General features: G+C 59.7%; 30 protein-coding genes and 2 tRNA genes. 23 read left to right on the forward strand and 9 right to left on the reverse strand.

The features are described 5' to 3' along the window. Together AB6806_RS08850 and soxA are read left to right on the forward strand one after the other, a co-directional pair. Entirely contained in the window at window positions 1-321 is a 321-nt protein-coding gene (locus AB6806_RS08850) for a thiosulfate oxidation carrier complex protein SoxZ (RefSeq protein ID WP_142021584.1), read from the forward strand. A gap of 8 nt (window positions 322-329) precedes the next feature. Further along, window positions 330-1,088, forward strand: a complete 759-nt coding sequence (gene soxA / locus AB6806_RS08855) for a sulfur oxidation c-type cytochrome SoxA (protein ID WP_142021583.1) — start codon at window positions 330-332, stop codon at window positions 1,086-1,088. Between the two features lie 107 nt (window positions 1,089-1,195). Here soxA and AB6806_RS08860 read toward each other — a convergent pair whose 3' ends face one another. From AB6806_RS08860 to AB6806_RS08870, 3 genes are all read right to left on the reverse strand, one after another. Next, window positions 1,196-1,591: a c-type cytochrome gene (locus AB6806_RS08860; protein ID WP_142021582.1), complete on the reverse strand. Its 396-nt coding sequence runs from the start codon at window positions 1,589-1,591 to the stop codon at window positions 1,196-1,198. A gap of 75 nt (window positions 1,592-1,666) precedes the next feature. Continuing rightward, window positions 1,667-2,944 (reverse strand): NAD(P)/FAD-dependent oxidoreductase, encoded by a 1,278-nt coding sequence (locus tag AB6806_RS08865; RefSeq protein ID WP_142021581.1) that lies wholly within the window; start codon window positions 2,942-2,944, stop codon window positions 1,667-1,669. A 17-nt stretch (window positions 2,945-2,961) separates the two neighbouring features. Further along, the gene (locus AB6806_RS08870; RefSeq protein WP_133562663.1) at window positions 2,962-3,354 is read right to left on the reverse strand and encodes a c-type cytochrome; all 393 of its coding nucleotides are present in this window, start codon (window positions 3,352-3,354) and stop codon (window positions 2,962-2,964) included. Between the two features lie 403 nt (window positions 3,355-3,757). On the opposite strand from AB6806_RS08870, the gene AB6806_RS08875 reads away from it, so the two are divergent. The 19 genes from AB6806_RS08875 (at window position 3,758) to AB6806_RS08965 (ending at window position 19,774) form a co-directional block, all read left to right on the forward strand. Beyond that, window positions 3,758-5,524 (forward strand): DUF6538 domain-containing protein, encoded by a 1,767-nt coding sequence (locus AB6806_RS08875; protein WP_370954449.1) that lies wholly within the window; start codon window positions 3,758-3,760, stop codon window positions 5,522-5,524. Between the two features lie 76 nt (window positions 5,525-5,600). Next, window positions 5,601-6,830, forward strand: a complete 1,230-nt coding sequence (locus AB6806_RS08880) for a phage portal protein (protein WP_370954450.1) — start codon at window positions 5,601-5,603, stop codon at window positions 6,828-6,830. Beyond that, the gene (locus AB6806_RS08885; RefSeq protein ID WP_370954451.1) at window positions 6,823-7,173 is read left to right on the forward strand and encodes a gene transfer agent family protein; all 351 of its coding nucleotides are present in this window, start codon (window positions 6,823-6,825) and stop codon (window positions 7,171-7,173) included. The genes AB6806_RS08880 and AB6806_RS08885 overlap by 8 nt, the downstream gene beginning before the upstream one ends. Further along, entirely contained in the window at window positions 7,166-7,669 is a 504-nt protein-coding gene (locus AB6806_RS08890; RefSeq protein WP_370954452.1) for an HK97 family phage prohead protease, read from the forward strand. Before AB6806_RS08885 ends, AB6806_RS08890 begins: the two co-directional genes overlap by 8 nt. Window position 7,670: 1 nt before the next feature. Beyond that, a complete protein-coding gene (locus tag AB6806_RS08895) occupies window positions 7,671-8,798 on the forward strand; it encodes a phage major capsid protein (RefSeq protein WP_370954453.1) in 1,128 nt (375 codons plus the stop codon). Between the two features lie 6 nt (window positions 8,799-8,804). Next, window positions 8,805-9,362 carry a hypothetical protein gene (locus tag AB6806_RS08900; protein ID WP_370954454.1) on the forward strand — a complete coding sequence of 186 codons (558 nt, stop codon included), beginning with the start codon at window positions 8,805-8,807 and terminating at the stop codon, window positions 9,360-9,362. A gap of 197 nt (window positions 9,363-9,559) precedes the next feature. Then, window positions 9,560-9,703, forward strand: coding sequence for an HNH endonuclease signature motif containing protein (locus AB6806_RS08905; RefSeq protein ID WP_370954654.1), 144 nt, complete (start codon window positions 9,560-9,562; stop codon window positions 9,701-9,703). Continuing rightward, window positions 9,700-10,062, forward strand: coding sequence for a hypothetical protein (locus AB6806_RS08910; RefSeq protein ID WP_370954455.1), 363 nt, complete (start codon window positions 9,700-9,702; stop codon window positions 10,060-10,062). The genes AB6806_RS08905 and AB6806_RS08910 overlap by 4 nt, the downstream gene beginning before the upstream one ends. A gap of 88 nt (window positions 10,063-10,150) precedes the next feature. Continuing rightward, window positions 10,151-10,441 (forward strand): head-tail connector protein, encoded by a 291-nt coding sequence (locus tag AB6806_RS08915; protein WP_370954456.1) that lies wholly within the window; start codon window positions 10,151-10,153, stop codon window positions 10,439-10,441. Next, a complete protein-coding gene (locus AB6806_RS08920) occupies window positions 10,438-10,857 on the forward strand; it encodes an HK97-gp10 family putative phage morphogenesis protein (protein WP_370954457.1) in 420 nt (139 codons plus the stop codon). Before AB6806_RS08915 ends, AB6806_RS08920 begins: the two co-directional genes overlap by 4 nt. After that, window positions 10,854-11,300: a DUF3168 domain-containing protein gene (locus tag AB6806_RS08925; protein WP_370954458.1), complete on the forward strand. Its 447-nt coding sequence runs from the start codon at window positions 10,854-10,856 to the stop codon at window positions 11,298-11,300. Before AB6806_RS08920 ends, AB6806_RS08925 begins: the two co-directional genes overlap by 4 nt. Beyond that, window positions 11,297-11,608 (forward strand): phage head completion protein, encoded by a 312-nt coding sequence (locus tag AB6806_RS08930; RefSeq protein ID WP_370954459.1) that lies wholly within the window; start codon window positions 11,297-11,299, stop codon window positions 11,606-11,608. The genes AB6806_RS08925 and AB6806_RS08930 overlap by 4 nt, the downstream gene beginning before the upstream one ends. Further along, window positions 11,608-12,354 (forward strand): tail assembly protein, encoded by a 747-nt coding sequence (locus AB6806_RS08935; protein ID WP_370954460.1) that lies wholly within the window; start codon window positions 11,608-11,610, stop codon window positions 12,352-12,354. The genes AB6806_RS08930 and AB6806_RS08935 overlap by 1 nt, the downstream gene beginning before the upstream one ends. Continuing rightward, window positions 12,354-12,761 carry a phage terminase small subunit P27 family gene (locus AB6806_RS08940; protein WP_370954461.1) on the forward strand — a complete coding sequence of 136 codons (408 nt, stop codon included), beginning with the start codon at window positions 12,354-12,356 and terminating at the stop codon, window positions 12,759-12,761. The genes AB6806_RS08935 and AB6806_RS08940 overlap by 1 nt, the downstream gene beginning before the upstream one ends. Then, the gene (locus AB6806_RS08945) at window positions 12,758-14,431 is read left to right on the forward strand and encodes a terminase large subunit (protein ID WP_370954462.1); all 1,674 of its coding nucleotides are present in this window, start codon (window positions 12,758-12,760) and stop codon (window positions 14,429-14,431) included. The genes AB6806_RS08940 and AB6806_RS08945 overlap by 4 nt, the downstream gene beginning before the upstream one ends. 2 nt (window positions 14,432-14,433) lie before the next feature. Beyond that, window positions 14,434-16,698 carry a tape measure protein gene (locus tag AB6806_RS08950; protein ID WP_370954655.1) on the forward strand — a complete coding sequence of 755 codons (2,265 nt, stop codon included), beginning with the start codon at window positions 14,434-14,436 and terminating at the stop codon, window positions 16,696-16,698. Window positions 16,699-16,750: 52 nt separating this feature from the next. Next, entirely contained in the window at window positions 16,751-17,209 is a 459-nt protein-coding gene (locus tag AB6806_RS08955) for a hypothetical protein (protein ID WP_370954463.1), read from the forward strand. A 79-nt stretch (window positions 17,210-17,288) separates the two neighbouring features. After that, window positions 17,289-18,794: a hypothetical protein gene (locus AB6806_RS08960; RefSeq protein WP_370954464.1), complete on the forward strand. Its 1,506-nt coding sequence runs from the start codon at window positions 17,289-17,291 to the stop codon at window positions 18,792-18,794. A gap of 290 nt (window positions 18,795-19,084) precedes the next feature. After that, window positions 19,085-19,774: a DUF3102 domain-containing protein gene (locus tag AB6806_RS08965; protein ID WP_370954465.1), complete on the forward strand. Its 690-nt coding sequence runs from the start codon at window positions 19,085-19,087 to the stop codon at window positions 19,772-19,774. Between the two features lie 58 nt (window positions 19,775-19,832). On the opposite strand, the gene AB6806_RS08970 is transcribed toward AB6806_RS08965, so the two are convergent. From AB6806_RS08970 to AB6806_RS08990, 5 genes are all read right to left on the reverse strand, one after another. Then, window positions 19,833-20,225 carry a hypothetical protein gene (locus tag AB6806_RS08970; protein ID WP_370954466.1) on the reverse strand — a complete coding sequence of 131 codons (393 nt, stop codon included), beginning with the start codon at window positions 20,223-20,225 and terminating at the stop codon, window positions 19,833-19,835. Between the two features lie 123 nt (window positions 20,226-20,348). Next, window positions 20,349-20,834, reverse strand: a complete 486-nt coding sequence (locus AB6806_RS08975; protein ID WP_370954467.1) for a hypothetical protein — start codon at window positions 20,832-20,834, stop codon at window positions 20,349-20,351. A gap of 35 nt (window positions 20,835-20,869) precedes the next feature. After that, window positions 20,870-21,496, reverse strand: a complete 627-nt coding sequence (locus tag AB6806_RS08980; RefSeq protein WP_370954468.1) for a hypothetical protein — start codon at window positions 21,494-21,496, stop codon at window positions 20,870-20,872. Window positions 21,497-21,499: 3 nt separating this feature from the next. Beyond that, window positions 21,500-21,733 carry a hypothetical protein gene (locus tag AB6806_RS08985; protein WP_370954469.1) on the reverse strand — a complete coding sequence of 78 codons (234 nt, stop codon included), beginning with the start codon at window positions 21,731-21,733 and terminating at the stop codon, window positions 21,500-21,502. Window positions 21,734-21,904: 171 nt separating this feature from the next. After that, window positions 21,905-21,979: transfer RNA gene (locus AB6806_RS08990), tRNA-Gln, on the reverse strand. A gap of 160 nt (window positions 21,980-22,139) precedes the next feature. On the opposite strand from AB6806_RS08990, the gene AB6806_RS08995 reads away from it, so the two are divergent. After that, window positions 22,140-22,216, forward strand: a tRNA-Pro gene (locus AB6806_RS08995). Between the two features lie 78 nt (window positions 22,217-22,294). Beyond that, on the forward strand, window positions 22,295-23,887 hold the full coding sequence (locus AB6806_RS09000) for a site-specific integrase (RefSeq protein ID WP_370954470.1): 1,593 nt from the start codon (window positions 22,295-22,297) through the stop codon (window positions 23,885-23,887). A 98-nt stretch (window positions 23,888-23,985) separates the two neighbouring features. Here the strand turns inward: AB6806_RS09000 and AB6806_RS09005 are convergent, their stop codons facing one another. Further along, window positions 23,986-25,254 (reverse strand): AAA family ATPase, encoded by a 1,269-nt coding sequence (locus AB6806_RS09005; RefSeq protein ID WP_370954471.1) that lies wholly within the window; start codon window positions 25,252-25,254, stop codon window positions 23,986-23,988. Between the last annotated feature and the right edge of the window lie 149 nt (window positions 25,255-25,403).

Raw genomic sequence — 25,403 nt, forward strand, 5'->3', positions numbered from 1 at the left:
ATGTTCAATGCCCGCATCACCGTGCCGGCCCAGGCGAAGGCGGGCGAGCCCGTCGAGATCAAGGTGCTGGTCCGCCATCCCATGGACCGCGGCGGCCAGTCGGACGGCAAGGGCGGCACCGTGCCGCGCAAGATCCTCAACCGGATGACCGCGACCTATGCCGGCGCCGAGATCTTTCGCATCGACATGAACACCGGCGTCGCCGCCAACCCCTTCGTCGCGTTCTGCACGCGCGCAGTCGAGACCGGCGACATCGTCTTCGAGTGGCGGGAGGACGGCGGCGCGACCTATACGCGCACGGCGCGCCTGACCGTGGCCTGAGAAGCGCCTTGCGCCTCTCGCTCCTGCTGATCGGTCTGCTGACGGTCCTGGCGCCGGCGCAAGCCGACGAAATCGTATCCGGCAGCACGTTCCTGTCTCCTGAGCTGCGCCGCCAGCAGGACGATCCGACCCGCAACCCGGCCTGGTTCTGGGTCGATCAGGGCCGGGATCTCTTCGCCGCCAAGCCCTCCGGCGGCAGCCAGGCCTGCCTCGACTGCCACGCCGATCCCGCCACGAGTCTGCGGGGCGCGGCGACGCATTATCCGCAAGTGGACCCATCCAGCGGCAAGCTGCTCAATCTCGAAGGCAGGATCGAGCAGTGCCGTGTCGAACGCCAACAGCAGCCGGCCTTCGGCTATGAAACGGCCGAGATGCTTTCATTGACAGCCTATATCGCCTCGCTGTCTCGCGGCCTGCCGATGAGCGTGCGGACGGACGGGCCGGCGCAGCCCTTCTTCGAGGCAGGCAAGGCCTTCTACGAACGCCGGCAGGGGCAGCTCAATCTCTCCTGCAAGCAATGCCATGACGGGCTCGTCGGACAGAAGCTGCGCGGCGATACGATCAGCCATGGCGTCGGCACGGGCTATCCCGCCTATCGGCTGGAATGGAACACGGTCGGCTCGCTGCATCGACGGCTGCGAGCCTGCTCGCTCGGCGTCAGGGCGACGCAATTCGACTATGGCTCGTCCGAATATCTCGCTCTGGAGCTCTATCTCGCCGGGCGAGCCAAGGGGCTGCCCGTCGAGACACCGGCCATGCGGCGCTAGAGCATTTTCGAGCGAAGTGGACACCGGTTCGCGTGAAGAAAATGCGATGAGACAAAGAGATGGAGCATTTCCGCGATTCGGAGAAACGCGGCAATGCTCTAGACTCCCTACAGCTTCTTGCCGTCGGCGGCGAACTGCTTGAGATAGGCGGTGAGATCGGCGATTTCCGTGTCGTTCTTGATGCCGGCGAAAACCATCTTGGTGCCGGGCATCTTCGCGCGCGGATCCTTGATGTAGTCGGCGAAACTGGCATCGTCCCAGGTGATGCCCGCGTTCTTGTTGGCGGGCGAATAGGCATAGCCCTCGACCGCGCCCGATTGCCGGCCGAACAACCCGTTGAGCACGGGTCCGATCGTGTTCTTCGCCGTCTCGCCGACTTGATGGCAGGCACGACATTTGGCGAAGGATTTCTCGCCCGCGGCGACATCCTGCGCGCTGGCGGATGCAGCCCCCAACATCGTGGCGGCGATCATGGCGGCAGTTGCGGCTATCGTCTTCGTCATCGACTCCGGTCTCCAATGCGAACGTTCAAATCTCTCGAACGGACGCGCTCGCGCGGCATCCGCAAACGGCAAACGTCAGGTGAACATGTCGGCGCAGATCGCCTCGTACCAGGCGAGGTTCTCGGCCTGGGTCTGCCGCCGAACCTCGTCGCTCTCGCCGGGCTGCGAGATGAAGGTCTCGGTCGACGCGATGCGCCCGTCCTTCGGCTCGTAGCGGCCGCCGACCTTGATCGCGTCGTCTGGGCCGACGAGGCTCCAGCAGGTGTTGAAGTAGCGCGCGGGAAAGCCCGGGCCGCCCGCCAGCTCCGCGCAGGCCACCATGGCCACGACCTTCGCCTGGTTATTGGCCGAGAAGGCCGATTTCGGCATGTCGCCCGCATTGCAGGCATCGCCGAGTACGAAGATCGCCTGATCGGCGGTCGATTTCATCGTCGCGGGGTCGATCGCGCAATAACCGCCGGCCGGTGCGAGGCCGGCCTCGCGCGCGATCGCGCCCGCCATCTGGGCGGGGATGACATTGACGAAGGCGCAGTTCTCATAGGTCTCGAAGCCGGTGACGACGGTGCCGCTCGCGGGATCGACCGATTTGATGCCGTCATGAACCCGGGGGGCGAGCCATTCGATCATTGCGCCATAGCGCTTCTCCCAGTCCGGCATGAAGACGCCCTGCTTGGAGAAACTGTCCTTCGGATCGAGGATGACGACCCTGGCCTTGGTCCGGCCCGTCGATGTGAGGATATGGGCGAACATCGAGGCCCGTTCATAGGGGCCGGGCGGGCAGCGATAGGGGTTCGGCGGAGCGATCATGACGATGGTGCCGCCGTCCGGCACCGCGTCGAGCTTCTCTCGGATCAATCTCGTCTGGCGACCCGGCTTCCAGCCATGCGGCATGACCTCCTCGGCGGCCTGGGACCAGCCGGGAACAGAATCGTATTTCAGGTCGATGCCCGGGGAGAGGACGAGGCGGTCATAGGGCAGCCGGCTGCCGTCGCCCAGCACGACCTCTTTTCTGTCGCGGTCGATCCGCGCGGCGCGCTGGCGAACGAGCGTGATGCCATAGGCCGCGGTCAGGGCGTCGTAGCGATGGACGATCTGATCATAGCTCTTGAAGCCGCCGATATAGAGGTTCGAGTGGAAGCAGCTCTGATAGGTCTCGTTCTCCTCGACCAGCGTCACCGCGATCGCGCCATGGCCGTCGCGGGCGATGTATTTCGCCGCCGTCGCGCCGCCCGCGCCGCCGCCGATCACGACGACGCGCGCCTTGGCCTGGCCCAGAACAGCCGGCACTCCCAGCGCGCCGGAGGCGGCGATGGTCCCCGCACCGATGATCAGATCGCGCCGTGTCGGTTTCAAAGCCTGCCTCCGCGATCTCAGGGTTTCGGTGAAAGGGCGCCGAAATAGGCGGCGAGCGCGACCATCTCCGCGCGGCTGAGCCTTGCGGCGACGGCCTGCATCACCTGGCCCCCGCGCTCCTTGCGGCGATACGCATCGAGCACCGCGACGAACTGCGCCTCGGGCCAGCCGACGATCGAGGGGATGCCACCCGCGCTTGCCCCGGAGAGCTGGTGGCAGGAGGAGCATTCGAGCGCGAGATACCGTCCCAGCGCCTGGTCTTCCGCCGCCAACGCCGGATCGCAAATGAGCAGCGCAGCCGCGCTGCCCAGCACAGCGAAGCCCAGCCCGCGCCACGCGCGGCGCAAGCCGCTGCCAGCCGCACTCGACCGGCGCGCGCCCTCGCAGCTCGGGATGATCCACATCTGCATCGGCCATAGATTTCCAGAAGCCATCCGCTGGAACTAGCCTGCGATTGGAGGAATTCTGAGGGCGCCCGTTTCACGATCACGTCAGCCGGATGCGATGGCCCGGCCGATCCGAGGGGCGGAGCGCAGAGCGCCATCAGCCGACGCTATCGCTTGCTTCGCCGCTGTTCGGAATATCGCGTGGAATGTCCAGAAAATCGCGGCGCGCTACACCGACCTCCAACATCGTCGCAGGAATGAGGAAGGTCGGCCGCGTCTGTGAAAATCGGAGGCGCTTGGCTGGGGCGGGAGGATTCGAAGCCGGCAGAGCCTAAGTCCTAAATATCTATGATAATTCTGCTTTTTGGATTGAACTGTTACGGAAAACTGTTACGGAGAGGTGCCACGGACGCCCGGAAAACGCCTCATGTCGCTCGCGACCTACATCACCAAACGCAACGGCTCAGCGCGCTATTATTTGCGCGTGACAATACCGTCTGACCTCATCGAGGTTTACGGCAAGCGCGAGATCTGGAAGTCGCTCCGCACGGCGTCACCGACCGAGGCTAAGGCTCAGGCGCCTGCCATCCTCGCCGAGCTTCAGGACGAGTTCTCTGCCCGGCGCCGTGGTCGGGAAATCCTCGCAGACGATATCGGCGCTATCGCGTGGGAGCGCTACAGTAGGCTCGTAGCGAAAGACGAGCGCCTGCGTGATCGCGAGCTGACAGAGAACGAGCTGGATCAGCTATGGAACCTCATCATCAAAGAGGTTGGCGAAGAGGACCATGAGGCTTGGCGCATCTATCAGCATATCCGCGATGAACCTGAGCGTTACCGGAAGACGAGAGCGGCACTACACGCGGCTCTGACCAGCGGCGACGCGAACAAAGTCCATCAAGCGGTATCGAAGTCCGTCGAGCGCGAGCTGGCTGCACGGTACGCCAAGGTAGAGGCTGGATCGTCCATCCATCGGAAAGTCGCTAACGCCGTCGCTCGCGCTGATGTCGAGTTCCTGAAGCGTGCGACAGAACGCGACGGTATGGACTGGGGCGGTGTCCCGACTGATCCAATGCTGAAGCGCGAGCAGAAGCCTAAGCATGCCGTCGCCGGCTCGCGCATCATGGACTTGTATGGGCAGTTCGAACGGAACAAGGGCGCGACCAAGAAAGCCGATACGAACGATCAGAATAAGAAAATCGTGCAGCTCTTCGCCGAGTTCGTTGGCGAGACGTTCCCAGTCTCAGAACTGTCCCGGCGGCACATCACCGAGTTCCGCGATCAGCTCATCATTTTTCCGAAGATGGCGCGGCAGGTCGCCGAATTCCGGGGCATGAAGTTCAAAGAGATCATAGCGAAGAACCGAGAGATCGGTCGGAAGACGCTCGACGAGCGGACCGTCAACAAGTACCTAAGCGCGGTAAATCCGTTCCTGCGTTGGCTCAGTTCGAACGGGTATATCAGCGCCCCGATCCTCACCGATGACCTTTACAACGCCATCGATACAGAGGCGCGAAAGTACAAGGTCTTTACGTCCGACCAGCTCAAGACCTTGTTCGCGTCGCCGCTATTCCGGGGCTGCCAGTCCGCAGATGAGATCCACAAGCCCGGCAATGTCGAAGTACGGGATTGGCGTTACTGGTTGCCGCTAGTCGCACTCTTCTCCGGTGCGCGCCTTGGTGAGATAGCGCAGCTCCTCGTTGATGACGTTCGTCAGATTGATGGCATTTGGTGCGCGTATGTGACCGACCAGGGCGACGACGAGAAGTCGATTAAGACTAAGAATGCTCGCCGCGTGATCCCCATCCATCCCGAGCTCGTGAAGCTAGGGCTCCTCAAGATGCGTGAGGCGCAGCGGAAGGCAGGGCATAAGCGCATGTTCCCTGAAATCAAAGTTGACGCTCGCGGACATTGGGGTGTGCCGTCTAAGGAGCTGAATAAGTACATCGATCGGATCGGACTTAAAGAAAAGAAGCTCGTCATTCACAGTTTCAGACACCTATTCGCAGATCGCCTCCGCCTCGCCGGCCATCTTGACCGAGACTTCGGTTTCATCCTTGGTCACGGCGATAAGAAAGCGGGCATCACTGGTCACTATGGTTCACTTCCTCAAGGCACTGCGAAACGTCGATTGAAACTCATTCAAACTGTGAAATTCGAAGAGTTAGACCTGAAACAGCTCTATCTTGACGCATAGAGATTCGGATTTTTGCTTTTAACGATGTAGATTTTCTACTATAATACCCACAAGCTTCGTACTTGTTGGGTTGTGTATGGGTATTTTTCAAAGGCTTGGCTGGTCCAAGCCTTCCGAAATCAAAGCCGCGCCAGCCGGGATCACGACTTCTGATCCTGACCTTTACTCGCTCTTCGGCGGACAGCCGATCGCATCAGGCGTTCAAGTCTCGCCCGAGACTGCGATGAAGTGCGTTCCAGTTGCTGCTGCTGTTCGGCGCATCTCTCAGACAATCGGCACGTTGCCTATTCACGTCTACAAGCGCGACGCGAGGGGCGGACGCGAACGCGCTCCCGGCCATCCGCTCTACAAGCTGGTCAATGGCCAAGTGTCGAGCTGGCGCAGCGCAGGCGAACTGCGCGAGCTGATGACGCAGGATGCACTTCTGCGTGGCCACGGCTTCGCGATCGTCATCCGCGACGGCGTGGATGTTCCGCGCGGCCTCGAATACGTCCCTGCCGGCTCTGTCCAGATCGATACTGACGACGCGACAGGCGAGCCGCTGTATCGCGTCTCTCTCAAGACCGGTCAGCGCCGCACCTATCGCGCCTATGAGATGCTGCACTTGCGCGACCCTGCTGGTAGCACCGTGTCCCAGGGCGCCGAAGCGATCGGCCTATCGCTGCTATTAGAGCGGCAGGCAGCCACGCTCTTCAAGAACAACGCACGACCGGGCGGCATAGTCGTTCCCGGTAGCGATGCAGGTGCATCTGCCCTCGACGGGATCCTGGCTGCGTGGAAGCTGGCGTTCAGTGGTGAAGGCAGCGGTTTGCCTGCCGTGCTGCCGAAAGACAGCACCTACATCAATCCCGCTCTATCCCCGATCGACGCTCAGCATATCGAGAGCCGCAAGTTCCAGCTCTTAGAAATTGCGCGTCTCTTCGGCCTGCCGCCGATCATGCTTCAGGATTACGAACGTGCCATCAAATCGAACGCCGAGGAGATGGGCCGGCTCTTCCTGAATTACTGCCTCTCGACGTGGATTAGGCGTTGGGAAGATGAGATCCACCTGAAGCTCATCGCGGACGACGAGAAAGACAGCTACTACGCTGAGTTCCTGGTCGACGAGCTGCTTCGCGGCGACATCAAAACCCGCTCCGAAGCGATCTCTCTCCAGATTGCTAGCCGCACGCTCAGCCCGAACGAGGCCCGCGCGATGGAGAACCGCCCGCCTTACGAGGGCGGCGACGCCTTCGAAAACCCCCATACGACATCCGCAGCCGCTGCCACGCTCATGCAGGACCGGGGGCAGCCGGCCGATGTCTGATCTCAATCCGACTGCGTTCAAAGGCTACTTCGGCGACGCTGAGCACGTCTTCGAATTAACGCCGCCCCTGGTCGTCGAGCTGGAGCACAAGATGGGCGTCGGTATCGGCGTCATCGCTAGCCGCGTGTCTGCGATGCTCTTTCATCAAGCGGACCTCATCGAAACCATCCGGCTCGGCCTCATCGGCGGCCGCATGGCCCCGTCCGAAGCTCAGCGCATGGTCGACACATACGCGCATGGGCGCCCGATCTCCGAAATCTACCCGCTCGCGACCGGCACGCTCCAAAAGCTGATGTTCGGCGATCGCCAACCTGAGCAAGACGCGGATAACGCCGATGAGTGACCGTCTCGAAATCAAAGCCAGCATCACCGTGGACGATGCGGGCGAGATCACCGGCAACGCTTGGCCGTTCGACAGTCCCGATAGCGTCGGCGACATCATCGTCAAAGGCGCCTTCGGCTCGATCGGTCCCGATCTCCCGATGCTGCTTGGTCATGATCCTAATCAGCCTGTCGGCCTCTGGAGCGAGGTTCGCGAAACCGATGCCGGCCTTGAGGTGAAGGGCAAGCTCTTCGTTGACGAGAGCCAGCGCGCCCGCGCCGTCCGGTCCATGGTCAAGAACGGCCTGATCTCCGGCCTGTCGATCGGCTTCAGCGGCGCCCAGGCGCAGAAGTCCGGTCGGAACCGAGTGATCTCGAAGCTCCATCTTCAGGAGATCAGCGTCGTCAGAAATCCCGCCCATCCACGCGCCCGGATTACCGGCGCGAAGGACGCCACGGCTGCCATTGCCGAGGCAATCAACCGCGCCGCCGTGGCGCTCGGAAAGCAAGGAAACTGATATGAATCTCGCTCACGACCTCGAAATCAAGGAAGACGGCGATCACGTCCCGGCTGACGTCGCCGAGGCGCTGTCTAAGCTCACCAACAGCGTAGACGAGCGCCTGAAGGCGTTCGAAACGAAGTCCGCCGACGCGTCCAAGCTCGCCGATCGCCTCTCGGCCATCGAGACTCGTCTGAACCGTCCGACCGGCATCGAGACCAAGTCCGCGAACGACAACGCCGACGCCGAAATGAAGGCGTTCACCAGCTTCGTTCGCACTGGCGACGCGACCGAGATCAAGGCACTTGCTGTCGGCGCTCCCTCTACCGGTGGCATTCTGGCGCCGCAGTCGGTTTCGGCGTCGGTTCTCGAAAAGATCGCCGAGTTCTCGCCGGTTCGCCAGCTCGTCGCCGGCAACGTCATCAACATGAGCGGCCCGCTGCTTCAGCTCCCGCGCCTTGTTGACGAGGTTGAGCCCGGTTCCGTCTCTGAGACTGGTGCACGCCCCGAGAGTGAGCCGAGCTTTGAACAGATCGACCTGAAACCCTTCGAGTTGGCCGTGACCGTCCCTGTGACGCGCGTGATGCTCGAAGACGCCACGATCGACATGGAAGGCTGGTTGCTGAACCATATCGCCCGTCGCTTCGGTCAGAAGGAATCGAGCTGGTTTGTCGTCGGCAACGGCCTGACCCAGGCCGAGGGCGTCATGGTCGCAATGGATATTGCCGAGCAGGAAAGCGCCATCACCGGCGACAACCTTATTGACCTCTTCTATTCGATCAAGTCCGGGTATGCCGCAAACGGCGCTTGGCTCATGAACCGCGCTACCATGGCACTGGTCCGCAAGCTCAAAGACGGCCAGGGCAACTATCTTTGGCAGTCGGGTATCACCGCTGGTCAGCCGCCGCAGATTCTCGGCCGCCCGGTCTACGAGTCTGTCGATATGGCGAACCCGGTCGCAGGTGCCTCGCCGATCGTCTTCGGTGACTTCAGCGCCGGCTACACCATCGCCGAGCGCGTTGCCTTCGATTCGACCCGAGATGAATTCACTGGGGCGGACAATGGCATTGTGAAGCTCCGCGCTCGTCGTCGCGTTGGTGGCCGCGTCACCCTGCCGGAAGCCTTCGTGAAGCTGAAGGTCGCGTAAGCACCCATGCGGCTCGCGGATGATGATATCTGCGTTCAGATCGGCCCAGAGCACTTCACGCTCCGGCCCAGTTTGCGAGCCGCAGTCCGCCTAGAGCGTCTAGCAGAAGGCGACTTCTCCGCGCTCTATCAGCGGATCACGACCGGACATCTAGGAACCCTGGTCGGCGTCATCGTTGCAGCGAGCATTCATCTAACCCGATCCGAGACAGTTCATGCCGCTCTTCGCGGTCAGCCCCTCAATCATCAGCTCTCAAAGCTCGCCCTGGCAGCGATGGCGCTGCTGCCCGGCATTACCTTCAGCAAGCCCGCCCCAGCCGGCGAGCAAACTGAAGCCAAGCCGATCCCGTTCGCCCAGTATTATCAACGCCTCTATCGGATCGGCACGGGCATCATGCGCTGGTCCCCAGCGACGGTTTGGGCCAGCACGCCGGCAGAGATCATCGAGGCGTTCAACGGCTACGGCGGCACGCTCGAAGAGGAGCTAGCGGGCGCGCCGGCTGTGGCCGACACGCTCGACCGCAACGGCCTCAATAAACTGCGCGGCAAAGGTCGCATGCGCTGATGCCGATCAAGCCGCCCCGTCGCTGTCCTTGCGGCTTCACCGTCCCGGCTGATCAGCTCTGCCGCTGTCAGGCGCTCCGCCAGCAAGAACGTAAGCGCGACCATGACCAGCAGCGCCCATCAGCATCAGCACGCGGATATGGCGCTGACTGGCGCAAGGCGCGTGCGGAGTACCTGCGGCTACATCCATATTGTCGAATGTGCGGCAAGCCGGCCAACGTTGTGGACCACATCATTCCGCACAAGGGAAATGCGCTGCTCCGCGATGACCGCAGCAACTGGCAGCCGCTCTGCGCGCCCTGCCACAACTCAACCAAACAATCCCAGGAACGTCGATCATGAGTGAGCTAGGACTCTGGCGCGCCGTCATTTCTCAGGCGCTGGCGGATGCTTGCCCGAAGTTCAGAACGACCAACGCACCGTCGATCAATCCATGGCTGCATGAACGCGATCGCTCGCGAGCGTGGCTGATCGGTATGAGCAGCGACTTCATCAGTGTTTGTCATCTCGCCGGCTTCGAACCTCAAGCCGTGCAAGCCCTAGCTCATCAGAAGATAGCAGCATTCGATGCGGCCAACCCCGACATCGCGGCGATGAAGGTCACACCGAGAGCAAGACGACAACGGAATAGAAAAGATCATCGAGCCAGAACCAAGGTCGAAAATGAGAAGACTACCGGGGGTAGTTCAGTTGCCGCGTAGTCTCAAGGGGACCGGCGGCGGGTGTCGCGCACGCTCTTTGATCTAAATAGAGTTTTTAATCGTCTTTTATATCGTGTATAATCTGTGCATGATCATCACTGTAGACGACCTAAAAGCTCATCTCAGGATCGAAAATGATCTTGAAGACGGTGTTCTAAGCGCCAAAATCGACGCTGCATCGTCCTATATTGAGCAGTATATCGGCAAAGAACTGTCGAGCTTCGATCCGGTTCCCGCCGCGATCAAGGAAGCAGTGCGTTTGCTCGCTGGTCACTACTACGCGCACCGTGAGGCGACCCTGACGGACGGCAGAGCTAACCCGATCGCGTATGGCGTCGTCGATCTCATCGAACCGTTCCGGGTCTGGAAGTTCGCATGAGCGACAACGGCCTTGCGGACCTAAAGCGGCGTATCGATGCCGTGATCGCGAACGTTCGATCCACGGTTGACCCGGCTTTGAAGCGATCCGCCGACGAGATCGCCGACGTTCAGCGCTCTCTTGCGGAGCGAAGCCGGGACAGCGGCGCGCTCATCGAGTCCATCGCCGTCACCATGGGACCGGGACAAACCCCGCCATATAGCCAGCCCGGTGGATCTCACACCGTTCCTGAACATTCGGTCGCGATCACGGCTGGAAACAGCGAAGTCCGCTATCCGCATCTCGTCGAGTATGGCGCGGCCCATGCCGCAGCACAGCCGTTCTTCTGGCCCGGCTTCCGCCTCATGCGAAGGCGCGCCCAGGAGCGCATCAAACGATCCGTCAGCAAGGCAGTTAGGGACGGCTGGAATTCATGATCGACCCCGCATACGCCGTCCAGGCGCTTATCCATCACCGTCTGACTACGAGCCCGGCCGTCACCGCTCTCGTTCCGGCTGAGAACATCGGCGATGTTAGCGACCGGCCGCGCGGGTTTCCGTCCATCATCATCGGCGAGGGCCATGCTCTCTATTCCGATCGACACAGCACCTTCCACGAGCAGGTGACGACGCAGCTTCACGTCTGGACAGAGGAAGACAGCCTCGTCGACGTGAAGCTGATCGCTGGTGCCGTCCGCGAAGCTCTGCGCGATGCGCCCTGGTCGACAGGCGGGCATGTCTGCCACGGCATCAGCATCAGCCGGGGCGCCTTCATGCGCGATCCTGACGGCAAGCATGGGCATGCCGTCCTCTATGTCGACGCCACGCTTCAGGAGCGCGCTGCCGTCCCCGATGCTGCTTACGGCGAGGTGTTCCCATGATCGCCGCTGGCAACCTCTCGGAGCGCGTCACCTTCGAACGTAGGCATGACATCACAGGCGCGGCCGGCAAGGTAACGACCACATGGACCGCAGTCGCAACGGTTTGGGCTCAGCAGCTCGATCCGCTTGCGCTGGAGAAAACTGGTGGCGACGGCGTCCTGGAGAGCGGTCGCGTGACCTTCCGCGTTCGCTACCTCGCCGTCACCCCAGCCGATCGCCTGTGCCACGGCAGCGAGATCTTCAACATCGTCAGCGTGAAGACACTCGGCCGGCGCGAAGGTCTCGAAATTCAATGTGAGGCTGCCTGATGGCTGATCGAAACGTCATCCTGCATGGCCGGCTTGGCGACGAGTTCGGCAAGTCCTTCCGCTTCAATGTCGAGACGGCCGGCGAAGCCATTCGGGCGCTCAATGCCAACTTCCCCGACAAGTTCATGGCTGCCCTCAGAGAAGGCTCCTACAACATCGTCCGTGGCGATGTTGAGAACGGCATGGGGCTCGACGAAAACAACATCAACGCCTTCAAGCTCGGCCGCGCCGATCTTCACATTATCCCTGTTGTAGAAGGCTCAGCCGGCCGAGGCGGCAAGGGCGGCGGTGGCGTCAAAGCTATCCTTGGCGTCGCTCTCGTCGGCGTGGCCATCTTCATGTCGGGCGGTCTTGCAGGCGGCGGATTGGCAGCCCTGGGCGGCGAAGCGTTCAAGATCGGCGCCATGTCCATCACCTGGGGCAATCTTGCGACTGTCGGCGTTGCCGTCGCGCTCATGGGCGCATCGTCGATGCTCACGCCGAAGGAGAAGCCGAAGGAAGAGACCAAGCGCGACGATAGCTTCTCCTTCTCAGGGCCGATCAACGTCAATGAGCAGGGCAACCCGATCCCGCTGATCTACGGTCGCGTGGTTACGGGTGGCCAGCCGATCAGCAGCGGCATCGACATCGAAGACATCGGCACCTGGCGTGGAGGCTCCGGCTCGGGCGTGCCTGGCCACAACCAGGCGCTCATCAACGGTCAACTCCAGCCCGTGTTCAGCGGCGTCTACAATTCGGTTAGCTGATGCGCGGTCGGAAACCCGATTCAATTCTCGCCGGATCGTCCCCTGTACTCGAGGTTCCGAAGGCGCCCGGCTGGCTCAGCAAGGACGCTAAGAGCGAGTGGAAGCGTGTCGCGCCGATCCTTGTCGAGCGCAAGGTCTTGACCGACGCCGATCTCGGAACGCTCGAATCATATTGCGCTGCGGTCGGCGTAGTTCGTGAATGCGCGCGTCAACTCGCCGTTGATGGGCTCATGCTCAACGGCAAGAGGCATCCGCTTTATGGCGTGCAGCATTCGGCCATCACAGACGCGCGTCTTTGTGCGGCTGAGCTAGGTCTGACCCCGGTCAGCCGCTCCAGGCCGTCCATTCGCGAGGATCAGGAAGAGGACGACGACAGCCCGCTAGGGATGGCGCGTAACAGGTTGTGAGCCTCGATCTTCCACCCTGGTATCCGCATTGGATCTATGACGACAGCCCGATAGACGACCCGTTCGGATTTGGCGCGAATGCGGTCAAGTTCGTTCGCAGCCTGAAGCATCCGAGCAGTCGCCTTCCCGGCTACGCGTTTGAGGTAAACCCGTGGATCGAACGCATTATTCTCGCGGCTTATGGTCCGCGTTATGAGGCAGATATTCTCGACGAAGACGGGCTAATCATTCACCGTCGCGGCGAGCGAATTGTAAATGAGCTTCCGCTGATCCTGCCGCGAGGAGCGCGCAAGACGACGATCGCGGCAGCTCTCGCCTGCCTTCATTTGTTCGGCCCAGAAGCCGACAAGAAGAGGCAGTGCATCTTCGCCGCAGGCGATAGAGAGCAAGCCAACGTCGGCTTTGCGGAAGTCGTCGGGATTATTGAGGCAGGGAAGCGCCTTGCCGGCAAATTCCGGGTTTATGACGCGCAGAACAGCCCGAAAAAGATCATCTATTCCGAACTAGGAAGTACACTTCAAGCAGTAAGCGCTGACGGTCGCTTGCAGCATGGTAAGACCCCGAATTTTGTCCTGGCGGATGAAATCCATGTCTGGCCACCCGATGACAATGAGCTAATGAAAGCGCTCGAAACTGGTCTAGGAAAGACCAGTGATCGAATGCTTGTTATCGCTTCAACGGCCGGGCGAGGATCCGAATCTTACGCGTATCGACGTGTCGAGCGGTATAAGAAAATCGCGGCAGGTGAGATCGTCGCGCCGAACGTTCTCCCCGTTCTGTTTATGGCGGACGGTGAAGCTGATTGGCGCAATCCTCAGCTTTGGCGTGCGATGAACCCCGGCATGCGGCACGGCTATCCGCCTATCTCGACTTTCAAAGAAGAGGAAGAGAAGGCGTTAAGCTCGCCGTTCGATCTGGACGACTTTAAGCAGCTTCGTCTCAACATTTGGCTCGCGAAAACGACCTCGCCGTTCATCGATATGGGCGTCTATGACAAGGGCAATGCCCCGATTGACCTCAACAAGATGAAGGGCTTGCCGTGCTGGCTTGGCGTCGATCTATCGAACAATGACGACCTGACCGTCATCTCGGCTATCTGGCGCGACGAAGGCGGGCGCTACTATGTGCAACCGCACTTCTATTGCCCGCAAGACAACGTCGAAAAGCGCACCGCGAAGGGCTTCCCGTATCGCCATTGGGCGAAGGACAATAAGTGGATCACTGCCACGCCCGGCAGCGTGATCGACCTCAACATCGTCGAGGGCAAGATTCGCGAGCTGCACGCGACCTATGGCGCTCGCCAGATCGCTTTTGACCCCGCGCTTGCCCAGGGAATGATGCAGCGCCTGCTTGCTGACGACCTCCCGGCCGTCGCTCAGCCGCAGCGACCGTTCAATATGGCCGCGCCATATCAGGAACTGGAACGCGCGATCCTAGGTGAGAAGCTCCATCACAGTGGACATCCAGTGTTGAGATGGAATTTTGAAAATGCCCAGCGCATCCCGACGGAGACGGGCTTTATTCAGATCTCAAAGAAGAGATCCAAAGAGAAAATCGACGGAATGGTCGCTACCGCAATGGCTATTGGCTGCGCCGTAAACGATAACATGATAGAATCTATCTTCTCTAAACCCGATGAACTTTTGGATATCTACAAGAAATACGCTTGAACATGGCCGGTGACGCGCAACTACTTGTCTCACTCGAAGCTCGAATTCGCGATTTCGAGCGCAACATGCAGCGCGCGAACCGTGTCGCGAACGATAACTTCGGCAATATTGAGCGTCGCGGGCGCACCGCTGCGAAGAACCTTGAGCGATCCTTCGCCAGTTCGGGCAACGCCGTCGCTGCCAGCATGGAGAAGATGGGCTCGCTGGCCGCTGGCAAGGTCGGCGCGGCCTTCGCAGCCATCGCAGCAGGCGTCTCGCTCAACGAGCTGCGGAAGAAAGCCGACGAATACACGGCGATCATGAACAGCTTGAAGGTCGCGGGCGTGAAACCGGGCGATCTACAGCCAACCTTCGATCAGCTCTTCGCCAGCGCCCAGCGCAACGCCGCCCCGCTCGACGCGCTGGCGCAGCTCTATAGCCGCGTCTCAGCGGCTCAGGGAACGCTCAAGGCGTCCTCGCAGGAAGTCATGCAGGTTACGGACATCGTGGCGCAGTCGCTGCGTGCCGGTGGAACTTCTGCCTCTCAAGCGTCCGGTTCTCTGCTCCAGCTCGCTCAGGCATTGGCGGGCGGGAGGGTCCAGGCCGAGGAATACAACTCGCTACTCGACGGCATGAGGCCACTTCTCCAGGCCGCAGCATCGGGCTTGCAGGAAGCAGGCGGCGATGTCGCCAAGCTGACCGCGCTCGTCAAAGACGGTGAGGTTTCCAGCGAGGCGTTCTTCCGCGCCATCCTGGTAGGTGCGCCCGTTCTCGAAAGCCAGCTCGCCGGCTCTGTCTCGACGAGCGAGCAAGCCATGCAGCGGCTCAGCAACGAGCTGACGAGGGCAGTCGGCGAGTTCGATAAGGCGACCGGCGCCAGCGCCGCGCTTGCTGGAGCGATCGACAGCCTCGCGGGATCTATCGGTGGCATCGGCACCGCAGCAGCCGGCGCCGTGAACGGCGTGCAGAAGCTTATCGCCAAGGTCGGCGAGCTTGCTGCGGCGAATGCGGCCGTGCAGCGTCAACAGGCGCTGAGCTATCAGGATGAGCTGGCGAAGCGAAAAAGCGCCGCCTATGACATGGCGCTCGCCAACGCAGGCGGCAGGGACAAGCTCACCCAGGATCGCGCCGCAGCCGACGCAGCAGCCCAGGCAGCATCGCGCAAAGCCGTCTCTGGCTTCCGCCAGTCTGAAATCGACTTCAGCAACCGGTTGACCACGACGACTATGCCGCCCGCGCGGCCGGCTGGTATCGGGGGCGCAGGCATCAAGCCGGTCAGCCTCAAGGACTACGCCGTACCGGGCGACGACAAGGGCGGCAGCGGCGGGGGCGGTAGCGGTGGCGGGGGAGGTTCTGCAAAGCAGAGCCGTCTTGATCGTGAGCTGGACACGATCACTCGCCGCACCGAGGCGCTTCGGAACGAAGCCGCGACCATGGGCAAATCGACCATGGAAGTCGAGCGCTCCCGGATCGCTCTTCAGCTTGAGCAGGCTGCGCGTCGTGAAGGCATCGCCATCACCGACGAAATGCGGATCAAGATTGATCAGGCTGCGAATGGCTATGCTTCGGCCCGTGTAAAGGTCGATGAGCTGAAAGCCGCCCTAGAAGGCGCGAAGCAGGCTCAGCAGTTCGTTGGGCAGGAGATCGTCGACAGCTTCGTTGATGTCGTCGTTGAAGGAAAGAACGCGACCGAAGTCGTTCAGAATCTCGGCAAGGCGTTGCTCAAGGCTGCGATCCAGGGCGCACTTCTCGGCTCTGGTCCGTTCGGCTCGCTTTTCGGTGGTAAGGGCTCGGGCGGATCAGGCGGCGGAATCGGCGGCATCTTCGGTCTGATCGGCGGACTGTTCATGGCTAACGGCGGATTCGTCTCTGGCCCAGGCACTAGTCGCAGCGACAGCATCCCGGCTCGTCTCAGCAACGGAGAATTCGTCGTCAACGCCCATGCCACCTCCAAAAATCGCGGCATGCTCGAAGCACTCAACAGTGGCAAGGTTCCGGCCTTTGCCGACGGTGGATTGGTTACGCCTTCCGGAGCGGCGCCGAACTTTTCGCTCCCTATGGCGAACAAGACGGACGATGCCCGCTATATCCCCGTCCAAGCGGCTCCCTCGATCAGCCAGACCGTAAACGTGTCTGTGGCTGGCTCGACGGGTGATGCGAAGAAAGACAGCGCCTATGCCGACCTGATCGGCCGCCGCGTGAAGCAGGAGTTAGGAGCGTTCGTCGGCGAGCAGATTTCGAAAGCACTGCGCCCCAACGGGGTCATCAGGGAAGCCGCACGCCGTTGAATTTCATACTTTCATATGTTACTATGTTGTTAGTAACATATGAAAGGCTACTATGGCTTCTTATCAGACTGTGAATCTTAAGCTCGACGTTGTCGCTCGGGCGCGAGCCGTTGCCGACGAACGTCGTGTTCCACTTGCCACCTTGCTCGCCGATCTGGTGAACGAGGCATACGAAAAGATCGGCGGCTCAATTTCGAAGGTCGCACTTGTCGAGACCCATGCCGGTGCCGAGATCGTCATTGCGCTTCAGGACGAAGACGCTGGCGAGCGACACGTTCGCATCCCCAAAAAGGAAACGCAGACTGTCGTTGATCGCATCCTCGCTTTCGCCTCTCCCGACCCGCGCGAGCGTGGATATCTCGATTTGGATTTGCCCTGTTGCCTCAGTGTTGGCCGACGTGGCGCTGCGGTAGTGATCAGTGGCATCGACGATCAAGGCGAGAGTGTCTGTGAAACAATGAGCGTGCACGACGCCAAGCGTCTTGCGGCCGAGATTAAATCTTACGCCTGAAAAATAAAAACGACCCGGCAGGATTGCCGGGTCGTTATCAACATTGGAATACAAAGATGTCGCTTATTGGAGTAAGCGCTTGCATATTAGCAAATCACACTCACCAATACAATTAGAAACACTGACATTACTCGAACGGGCAAGGAGAATCCTGCTGCGTCGTCGGCAGGCTGAGCGCGTCTGTTCTGGTTTCCAGAAACGGCAATTCTGGACCGACGCTAAGCGCGGCGCGATCCACAAAAAGCTGAATCATGACAAACGCTTACCGGGCATCGACTCGCGCGACCGGATCTCGCTTCCTTTAGTTACAAACACCCCCTCTCCCCTTTCCTCCTCTCTCATCCTATCCCGCATCAGAGACGCTAGAGCCTCCTACCCAAACCACGAGATCAGACAGAAGCAGCTCGCGTCCAGGCAGGCGAACAACGAAGAGAAAGCCCGTAAGGAAGCCGAACGTCTGTTGCCTAGTTGGGAAAAAGCCCGCGAAGCCGAGAAAGCCGCAGCCTACGCCCAGGTCATCCTCGACACCGGCAACGCCGTCGCGGTCACGATCAACTTCGGCAACAAGGCGCTGGAGCAGGCCAGGAAGGATCAGGACGGCGTCTTCATCAATCTGCGCGAGCGAATCACGGAAGCTCTCAAGAAAGCCGTAGGACGCGCTCCTAGCCACACCTTAGCCCTCGATGTGAGCAGAGACGGCCGAGAGCACCTGCATGGCGTCATCGCATGGCCCGGTGATCTCCAAGCCCTGCACGACGTTCTCAAGCATGCTGCCGGCAGATGGGCTCATAAGCGGGGCTCACAGCATCAGATCCACCTTCGGACCAACCAATCGCGGTTGAAAGGAAAAAAAATTTCGCAGTCGGTCGAGCCTCTGACGTGCGGTTGGGCTGGCTACAGCATCAAGCAAGCAAAGGAGTTGAAAGCCTCGACGGGGAAGGCAATTTTGTATGCTTCACCGGATTTGAAGCGTCGAGCAAAGGAGTTGTACGGGAGAATTCGGCAGCAAAGGCGCGACGTTTTATCAATCAATACTGATTTAAGAGCCCAGAAGCATCGCGAAATTGCTATTGTCACCGAATCGCAAATCAGCAATCACAGTGCCGTCGTTAACCAAATGGACACGAATGCTGATGCGAATCATGGAACTAGACGACTTCGCAGCGATCAGGCCCGATCTGCTTCAGGTCGCATACCTCGGCGACACAATCACAGGCGTAACACCGGCCGGGATGCGGGTCGCGTTCACGCCGATTTGCGCAATGACCGGGCGCGGCACCTTCGCCGAGCTTGGCCCGGCCAGATACGAGCGAGCCCCAGGCGAGTTGACCCTGCGAGTGCAGGATGTGTTCGATATTCTTCGCCGCCACCGACCTCGCGCGAGTTCGGAGGCCGCCTGATGCCCGCACCACCCAAATTCGCCGCACGATCGGTCGATCTCGGCTTCCGGGTTCCTGAGAGTTTCAGGCGCCGGCTGAAGCTTGAGGCCGCGCTTCGCCACATGACGATGACGCAGCTCCTAGAGACAGCCATTCGCGACTACGTCGAGCGCCATCCCGTGGAGCTGCCTGAAGAGATGCGCTGAAAAAGAAGAAGCCGCCCTTGTGAGGCGGCTCTTCATTTGGCTCCCGCCCGAAGGCGGGAAAAGGTCATCCCCAGCGCTAGGGAGCCTCAGATAAGTGTCTTGTACGCGGATCGCGTCCAGCAGGCAACCGGCCCGGATCGGCGAGGTCATGAAATGCCATGGCATTTCATGACTGAAGCATCGCGGTCACACCTCGTGCGGAGACGCGATAGCCCTGCAAAAATCCTAGTGAAAGCCATCTCAAAATCTGTAGCTGGAATCGCTCCAATCGAGAAAGGAGTACCCCAACAATGATTAAGGACAACTCAGAAAAGGCGCTCAACGCCATCCGTGACCGGATCAAAGCCGGGATTGAACGGATTAAAGTTGATCGGATCAAGATCGGTAACGATCTCATCGAAGCGAAGTCGATCCTGAAGCATGGTGAGTTTGGCCCATGGCTGAAGGAGAACTTCAACTGGTCGGAGTCGTCGGCGCACAAGTTCATGAAGCTCGCGGAGCTTGCAGCGAAATCCGTAAAAATTACGGATTTGAAGCCGTCTGTTGCGATGACCCTAGCCGCGCCTAGTACGCCTGAGAAAGTAGTGTCGGAAGTCCTGGCTGATCTGGATGCCGGAAAGAAGCCAACTGTCGCGGAGGTCAAAGCCCGGATCGCAGGCGAAAAAAAGCCGAAGCGCCCCGCGAGAATCGAAGATGTTGAGGTTCTCAAGCGTAAGGAGCGCGAGAATATTAAAGAAACGGTACGCTTGAAACTGGAAGAAGACGTGACTGCGATGCTCACTCGCGTCAGGAGTGAATTATTGGATAATCAAACTATTATAAAAATACTAAAGGAAATCGGACTCGATGCCGCTAGACGAGCGTTTGAGGAAGCATTCTCTGGGTATTATATGACAACACTTGACGAAATGGAGAGCGAAGTGAGCAAAGAGCGCGCGAAATGGGAGGCCGAGTTAGATTCAGAATTGAAGGCGGCCTGATAGACATCCGCATGGCCTGGGAATAGGTCCGCCGCCCAGAACGGCGGACCTTTCGCGTTCAGAGCTTCTGAAGCGCATAGATCTCCGGGAATGGTTGCCACTTGATCTGCGGGAGAGCGCAATGCGCGTGACCTTCCCAGGCGTTTACGGCCTTGCCGTCAGAGATCGCGATAAGCCAGTTAGTGCGCCCCGTATAGGCGCCGAACCCGTTCTTGGCATTCGCGCGCACGCAGATATTACCATCCGGCCCTGACGTTGCCGGCATGAAGTGCGAAATCTCGGCGTCGCGGATTGAGTACGGATCTTTCATCACGTCCCGCGCACCCGCGACGATAGAGGCCTTTTCACCTGCGGTCGCCGGTCGCTGTTGTGCTATCCGCTCAGGTACAGTTAGGCACCCAGCCGCGAGCACCGACAACACCGATGCAGCGACAAATCCCCTCTTCATCATGATAGCCCCATAGCCCTAGCCAGCGCCGTTCTCGGCGCACGGCCTTACGCTAGGACGGTCAGAATCAACTTGTCGAGATGATTGCTTCTCGGGCGGCTATGCCACCATGAGTTGATGGTTCGCCTACAGGATCTTGCAGTTCTTCTGACGCATGAAATTCGACGCGCGAGCTGACCATTCGCTCAGTAGCGTCGGCTTACCTGCTTCTGTCATGACAGGTTCCAGGGCGCCGGTTGCAGCAGCTTCCCAAACCCGTCCGAGCGTGAAATCTGGTCGGGACTCGGCTTCGATCCGGCTGAGAAAGCCCCATGGAACCCATGTGGCCTTGTCGCTATCAGTGATCTTGTTGCTGCTCAGGCCATACAGAAACGTCATGCCATGATCATATCCGAGCTTGAACAGCCTGGAGCGCTCGGCTTTCTCACTCGCGGCACCGGCAAGCGCGGCACATTCAAACGCCGCCCATGACTTTGCAGCCATGCGAGCATAATCGCTCGACGAAGGCGCCGCGCCTTCCTGTGCGGCTGCGTTACGCACCATAAGCGCGAGAGAGGCGGCAGCAATCAACCTCGTTATAGTCACCATCGTCCCAGCCCTGGCCAGCGCCATCGACGACGCACGCCCTCACGCTAGGACAGGCGGAATCAGCTTGTCGAGATGGCTGCTGCGCGATCGTCATCGTGCATTAGCTCTTCCGGCGAGCGCTTACGCACGACGACATTCGCAGCGTTTTGATCAAGTAGGTTCTCAGCTTTCAGAAAGTCGAGCCATTGCTCATACATGTCTTCGAACATTTCCAGGACATTGTATTTCACGCCATCTATAACAACGTAAGCATATGGCCTGGCATCAACTACCGTACCTTTATCGATGGTCATTCGAATTGATACGGTCGAGCTTGTCGTAACGTTGATCGGTTTCTTGCGTGGCTTCAACGTGAAATGCTTCGCACCATTTGCGATTTCTCTGCAAAACTTCAAGGCAGGCAGCTTGTCGGCTTGCCGATCGGCAAAACCGCTCGGCGCCTGCAAGCTGAGCCTCTTCTCCCCGGATAAAATCAGGTGGCGCTCGTCATTTACCGCAGCGAGCACCCAATCAACCATATGAGCCGCATCGATGGCGCAATCGAATGCCGCGTACTTCACGTCATCCGATGCTGTCGCAACTCGAAGGCGCCCGATATCGTATCGCAGCTTGTTATGCAGGTCGCGAGGCGTCTTGAGGCCGAACGTCTTATGCGTAACCGATTCAGACATGGCCGTCCGGCTCATTCGCTATTCGATTCCGCCCTCACCATAGCGCCGCTCAAAGCCCTGGCCATCCTTTTCGACATTCAGGATACGCGTCATCAACCCCAACGCGTGATTGAGCGGATCGAGACCGATATAAACCGCGCCGGCGATAGGCACCTCAGCCGCCCATCGCCGCACCTTCCATTCAAAATCTTTCACCTCGCGCTGCATCTCTTCGATTTTGCCGGGGCTCAGCGAGCGCTTCGACCTCTGCATCACAGCTCACCCTCCATCCACGAATGAGAACAAAATAGGAACATAAACCGGGTATGAGTCAAGATGCCTAGAGCACCCGCGCCGCGACTCGCCGTCGCATTCCGACAGACTGCTACGGAGGACTGTTACGGTGAATTTTGAAAGATGTTGTTTTTCAACAACTTAGGCGTCTGGCTGGGGCGGGAGGATTCGAACCTCCGAATGGCGGTACCAAAAACCGCTGCCTTACCACTTGGCGACGCCCCAACGTGTCGCGCCTTCTAGAACGCGCCGCCGCCCTGCGCAACCGCCTTGGCGGACTCTCCGGGATCATGCGAAAAAAGCTTCGGTGGGTTTTCCGACACAACATGCAAACAGGCTGTTGCGCTGCGGCGCGGCGCTGGCTATAAGCCGGCCACCAGTTGATCGGAGTGTGGCTCAGCCTGGTAGAGCACCTCGTTCGGGACGAGGGGGTCGCAGGTTCAAATCCTGCCACTCCGACCACTGGATTTCCCGAATATTGTTGATTTTACGCGAGTTTCGGCCTTGGGCCGCCCCTTCAGGTACAAAAGGGCGGTACACATGGCATCTGCATTGCGCATGGCGAAGCTGTCGAAAGACCCCAAGACCGGGAACTGGCGAGCGCGGAAAGTGATCCCCCTCGATTGTCGAACGGATTTCGGCAAGCGGGAGGACAAGCCAACTTGGCCCGCGCATCTCACAGAGGGACAGGCTCGGGAGAGCTTCGGCAAATGGCTGGCTTCGGTCGAAGGGCGTATCTCCGCGATCCGCGAGCGGGCGAATAAGCCGGATAAGTCCGTTCTCTCCGATTTCGAGATTGAGCGCCTAGCCGAGCTTTGGTACGCGCACCTCTTGCAGGAGGACGAAGACCTCCGCAGTGATGGGCTCAGTGAGCGCCAGTTCCTGCGTCACGGCGAGACCATCGAGTGGGACAACGACACATCAGCGAAGCAGATCGCTCGCGGAGACACGTCCCATCTACAAGCCGAGATTGACGATTTCATTGCTTCGTACGGCTTCGCCCCCGACAAATCCTCACCCGAGTACCGAAAGCTCTTACTTCGCTTCCTGAAGGACTACCGTCGAGCAGCAAAAGCGTCCGCGGACCGGCAGGCAGGGGAAATCGTCGAGACCCCGAAGGCTCCCGAAGACGCCGCCAAGTTGACCGTCATGGGCCTGTTCGGTCGCTTTGAGGAGGCCAAGCAGGAACGCCTTGGAGCAAGGACGCTGCGAGGCTACCGGCAGAAGCTCCAAGCGTTTTCGGATTTCCTGGGTGACAAAGACGCCCGTTCGCTGACCGACGATGACGTGTACGAGTGGGCTGCCCATCGCGAGAAAAACGACAAGGTCCAGCCGCACATCATCCAGAAGAACGATGTTGCGGCCGTTAGCTCCCTGTTCGGTTGGGCCTCTTCCAAGCTGGGCGGGCGGATTGTCCCGACAAACATCGCGGCCGGTGTGGACCTCAAGGCCCCCGAGCCCATCCGTGATCGCGAGCCGTTCTTCACCCTTGAGGAAGTCAGGAAGATACTCAAGGCGGCCCGCAAAGCTGCCCACGATACTACTATCCACGACGCTCGGAGGAACGCGCGGCGCTGGTGTCCGTGGCTATGTGCGTACTCGGGAGCACGGATCACTGAGACGACGCAGCTCCGCCGTGAGGACTTTTCGGAGGAGGACGGGACTTGGTTCTATCGCATCACGCCTTCTGCCGGCAGCGTGAAGAACCGGACCTATCGCCGCGTTCCTGTGCATGAGCATGTGATAGCCGAAGGCTTCCTGACCTTCCTGCGGTCCGTAGAGAGCGGGCCACTCTTCTACGATCCATCACGCCGCGAGAAAAAGGACGCCCTGACGAGCCGCGCCGCGCTGGAGTCCATCCGACTGGCGGAGTGGCTGCGCGAGGAGACGGAGATCGCAAAGGACGTGCGGATCAACCACGCATGGCGTCACACATGGAAAACCGAAGCCCTCGGGGTCGGGATTGAAGAGCGGATCAGAGACGCCATCGCGGGTCACTCCATCGGGCGCACCGCTAGAAAGTACGAGCATCCTAACGGCTTGCTCGCGGCTGCAATGAAGCGGTTCCCGAGATACCGGCTAGACGACAAGCCTGCGCCAGCGGCCGGGGAGCTTCAGGAGCCTGTAGGGTAGCTTGAAGCGCCCAATAGGTCTGAAACACGGCGACCCGCAGCGGGAATATGCCTTCTATCGGCCGTCCTCCGCCTCAAACTCCTCGTGTAGGAGTGCGATCAGCTAATGACCGCGAGGTTGCCTAATTCAACACCTTGTTCTTCTGCCGTCAGGCGGACGTAACCCCTCATTATGTTCTCGCGAAAGCTGAACCAGCCCGAGCCGTGGCGAAGTAAGATGCGGCCATGGCTGTCTTTGCAGAGTGCGAGGAGTCGATGATTGAATTGGTCACGCTTCAGAGATTGGCGGTCGCCCCTACCTTCCATAATGCGTAGATAGGAGCTGGCGTGAATGTCTTGTACTTGACGGCGGTCGGCCGTGCTATCGGCCACTGCCCATAGGGCTTCCTCATATTCGACTGTGTTCTTAGCCGACTTCTGCGTTGCTTTCTGGTAGCCGTTACGAAGCGCGGCCTCCGTTCTCAGTAGAGCGCCTTTTATCGCAGCAACATAATGAGAGCGTACAACAGCGGTAACGGGATCGGGATCATCAAACGACTGCCAGAACAATTCCTCGCCGATCAGGTGAACATAATGAGGAAATCCGTCGCTGATCTGCCCAATCCGGATGAGCATTTCCCGGTCTATCTGGAGCCCAACAGCCTCCCCCGCAGATGTAATGATTTTCCAAAGCTCATCGTGACGGAGCTTGTCGAGCTTGATTGCTTCAAGAATGCGCCCTGCGGACTCGTGCGAATTGAGGAGTTCATCAACATCAGACGCAATTCCGCAGAATATAAAACGGAAGTCAGCGTCAATTGTTGATAGGTTTTTAATAAGTTCGGCGAACTTATTTCGATCGTCCTTGCTTGTCAGTCTTTCCATTTCATCTACAACAATAACAAGGCGGCCGGGCCGCTTGCTACAGACGTACCGGATGATGTCGAGACTTTGGTTGAGCGTTTCGGGTTTGGCTATGCCCGGCGTCCCCGCGTTGCCTAAGTTCAGAGTTGCTCCAAAGCCAAAGGCGTTTAGCCCGGCGCTGCGCCCGGATACGGGGGGCTCAAACCTCTTTTCGATTTCGAGGACTGCATTGCCGATAGCTTGCAGCGCGTCCGCGTATCCTGCCGCGCCGCATGAGACGTAGATGGGTGCATGGCCTCCGCTGTTATGGAGCACCGCTGCCGTCCTTGCGACACTCGTCTTTCCTACGCCTCGATCACCGTAGAGGAAGATGTGGCGGCCCTGTGAACCAAGGGCTCGCTCAATGCGCTGCAAAGCGTTTTGTCGCCCGTAGAGGCGGGAAAGTGTTTGGATTTCCTTTGAAGGAGTGAAGTGATCGGTGAGGACTCCTTGAAACCGTTCTTTGGAAAATCCGCGAACTGACATCTAGATCCCGCAAGCCCCGACCATCGCCGAAATACGACTCGCTACAATGCTAATCGATTGGTCGGCCACCACAAGTGCGGGCGCAAATTGATCCCGCTATTCTTTGCGACAGGTGACCTCGAGAGCTGAACGAAACCCCGGAGAGCATT

It is taken from the genome of Allobosea sp. RCC_152_1 (assembly GCF_041360765.1).
Taxonomy (GTDB): domain Bacteria; phylum Pseudomonadota; class Alphaproteobacteria; order Rhizobiales; family Beijerinckiaceae; genus Allobosea; species Allobosea spartocytisi.

What these genes read in the sequence shown, in the direction of transcription:
- AB6806_RS08890 (WP_370954452.1), top strand. Translation starts at nt 7,166, where the DNA reads ATGAGTGACCGTCTCGAAATCAAAGCCAGCATCACCGTGGACGATGCG.
- AB6806_RS09000 (WP_370954470.1), top strand. Translation starts at nt 22,295, where the DNA reads ATGGCATCTGCATTGCGCATGGCGAAGCTGTCGAAAGACCCCAAGACC.
- AB6806_RS08850 (WP_142021584.1), top strand. Translation starts at nt 1, where the DNA reads ATGTTCAATGCCCGCATCACCGTGCCGGCCCAGGCGAAGGCGGGCGAG.
- AB6806_RS08975 (WP_370954467.1), bottom strand. Translation starts at nt 20,834, where the DNA reads ATGGCGCTGGCCAGGGCTGGGACGATGGTGACTATAACGAGGTTGATT.
- AB6806_RS08935 (WP_370954460.1), top strand. Translation starts at nt 11,608, where the DNA reads ATGGCTGATCGAAACGTCATCCTGCATGGCCGGCTTGGCGACGAGTTC.
- AB6806_RS08900 (WP_370954454.1), top strand. Translation starts at nt 8,805, where the DNA reads ATGCGGCTCGCGGATGATGATATCTGCGTTCAGATCGGCCCAGAGCAC.
- AB6806_RS08930 (WP_370954459.1), top strand. Translation starts at nt 11,297, where the DNA reads ATGATCGCCGCTGGCAACCTCTCGGAGCGCGTCACCTTCGAACGTAGG.
- AB6806_RS08925 (WP_370954458.1), top strand. Translation starts at nt 10,854, where the DNA reads ATGATCGACCCCGCATACGCCGTCCAGGCGCTTATCCATCACCGTCTG.
- AB6806_RS09005 (WP_370954471.1), bottom strand. Translation starts at nt 25,254, where the DNA reads ATGTCAGTTCGCGGATTTTCCAAAGAACGGTTTCAAGGAGTCCTCACC.
- AB6806_RS08905 (WP_370954654.1), top strand. Translation starts at nt 9,560, where the DNA reads ATGTGCGGCAAGCCGGCCAACGTTGTGGACCACATCATTCCGCACAAG.
- AB6806_RS08870 (WP_133562663.1), bottom strand. Translation starts at nt 3,354, where the DNA reads ATGCAGATGTGGATCATCCCGAGCTGCGAGGGCGCGCGCCGGTCGAGT.
- AB6806_RS08895 (WP_370954453.1), top strand. Translation starts at nt 7,671, where the DNA reads ATGAATCTCGCTCACGACCTCGAAATCAAGGAAGACGGCGATCACGTC.
- AB6806_RS08955 (WP_370954463.1), top strand. Translation starts at nt 16,751, where the DNA reads ATGGCTTCTTATCAGACTGTGAATCTTAAGCTCGACGTTGTCGCTCGG.
- AB6806_RS08985 (WP_370954469.1), bottom strand. Translation starts at nt 21,733, where the DNA reads ATGCAGAGGTCGAAGCGCTCGCTGAGCCCCGGCAAAATCGAAGAGATG.
- AB6806_RS08950 (WP_370954655.1), top strand. Translation starts at nt 14,434, where the DNA reads ATGGCCGGTGACGCGCAACTACTTGTCTCACTCGAAGCTCGAATTCGC.
- AB6806_RS08860 (WP_142021582.1), bottom strand. Translation starts at nt 1,591, where the DNA reads ATGACGAAGACGATAGCCGCAACTGCCGCCATGATCGCCGCCACGATG.
- AB6806_RS08915 (WP_370954456.1), top strand. Translation starts at nt 10,151, where the DNA reads ATGATCATCACTGTAGACGACCTAAAAGCTCATCTCAGGATCGAAAAT.
- AB6806_RS08940 (WP_370954461.1), top strand. Translation starts at nt 12,354, where the DNA reads ATGCGCGGTCGGAAACCCGATTCAATTCTCGCCGGATCGTCCCCTGTA.
- AB6806_RS08920 (WP_370954457.1), top strand. Translation starts at nt 10,438, where the DNA reads ATGAGCGACAACGGCCTTGCGGACCTAAAGCGGCGTATCGATGCCGTG.
- AB6806_RS08875 (WP_370954449.1), top strand. Translation starts at nt 3,758, where the DNA reads ATGTCGCTCGCGACCTACATCACCAAACGCAACGGCTCAGCGCGCTAT.
- AB6806_RS08910 (WP_370954455.1), top strand. Translation starts at nt 9,700, where the DNA reads ATGAGTGAGCTAGGACTCTGGCGCGCCGTCATTTCTCAGGCGCTGGCG.
- AB6806_RS08980 (WP_370954468.1), bottom strand. Translation starts at nt 21,496, where the DNA reads ATGAGCCGGACGGCCATGTCTGAATCGGTTACGCATAAGACGTTCGGC.
- AB6806_RS08880 (WP_370954450.1), top strand. Translation starts at nt 5,601, where the DNA reads ATGGGTATTTTTCAAAGGCTTGGCTGGTCCAAGCCTTCCGAAATCAAA.
- AB6806_RS08970 (WP_370954466.1), bottom strand. Translation starts at nt 20,225, where the DNA reads ATGATGAAGAGGGGATTTGTCGCTGCATCGGTGTTGTCGGTGCTCGCG.
- AB6806_RS08965 (WP_370954465.1), top strand. Translation starts at nt 19,085, where the DNA reads ATGATTAAGGACAACTCAGAAAAGGCGCTCAACGCCATCCGTGACCGG.
- AB6806_RS08885 (WP_370954451.1), top strand. Translation starts at nt 6,823, where the DNA reads ATGTCTGATCTCAATCCGACTGCGTTCAAAGGCTACTTCGGCGACGCT.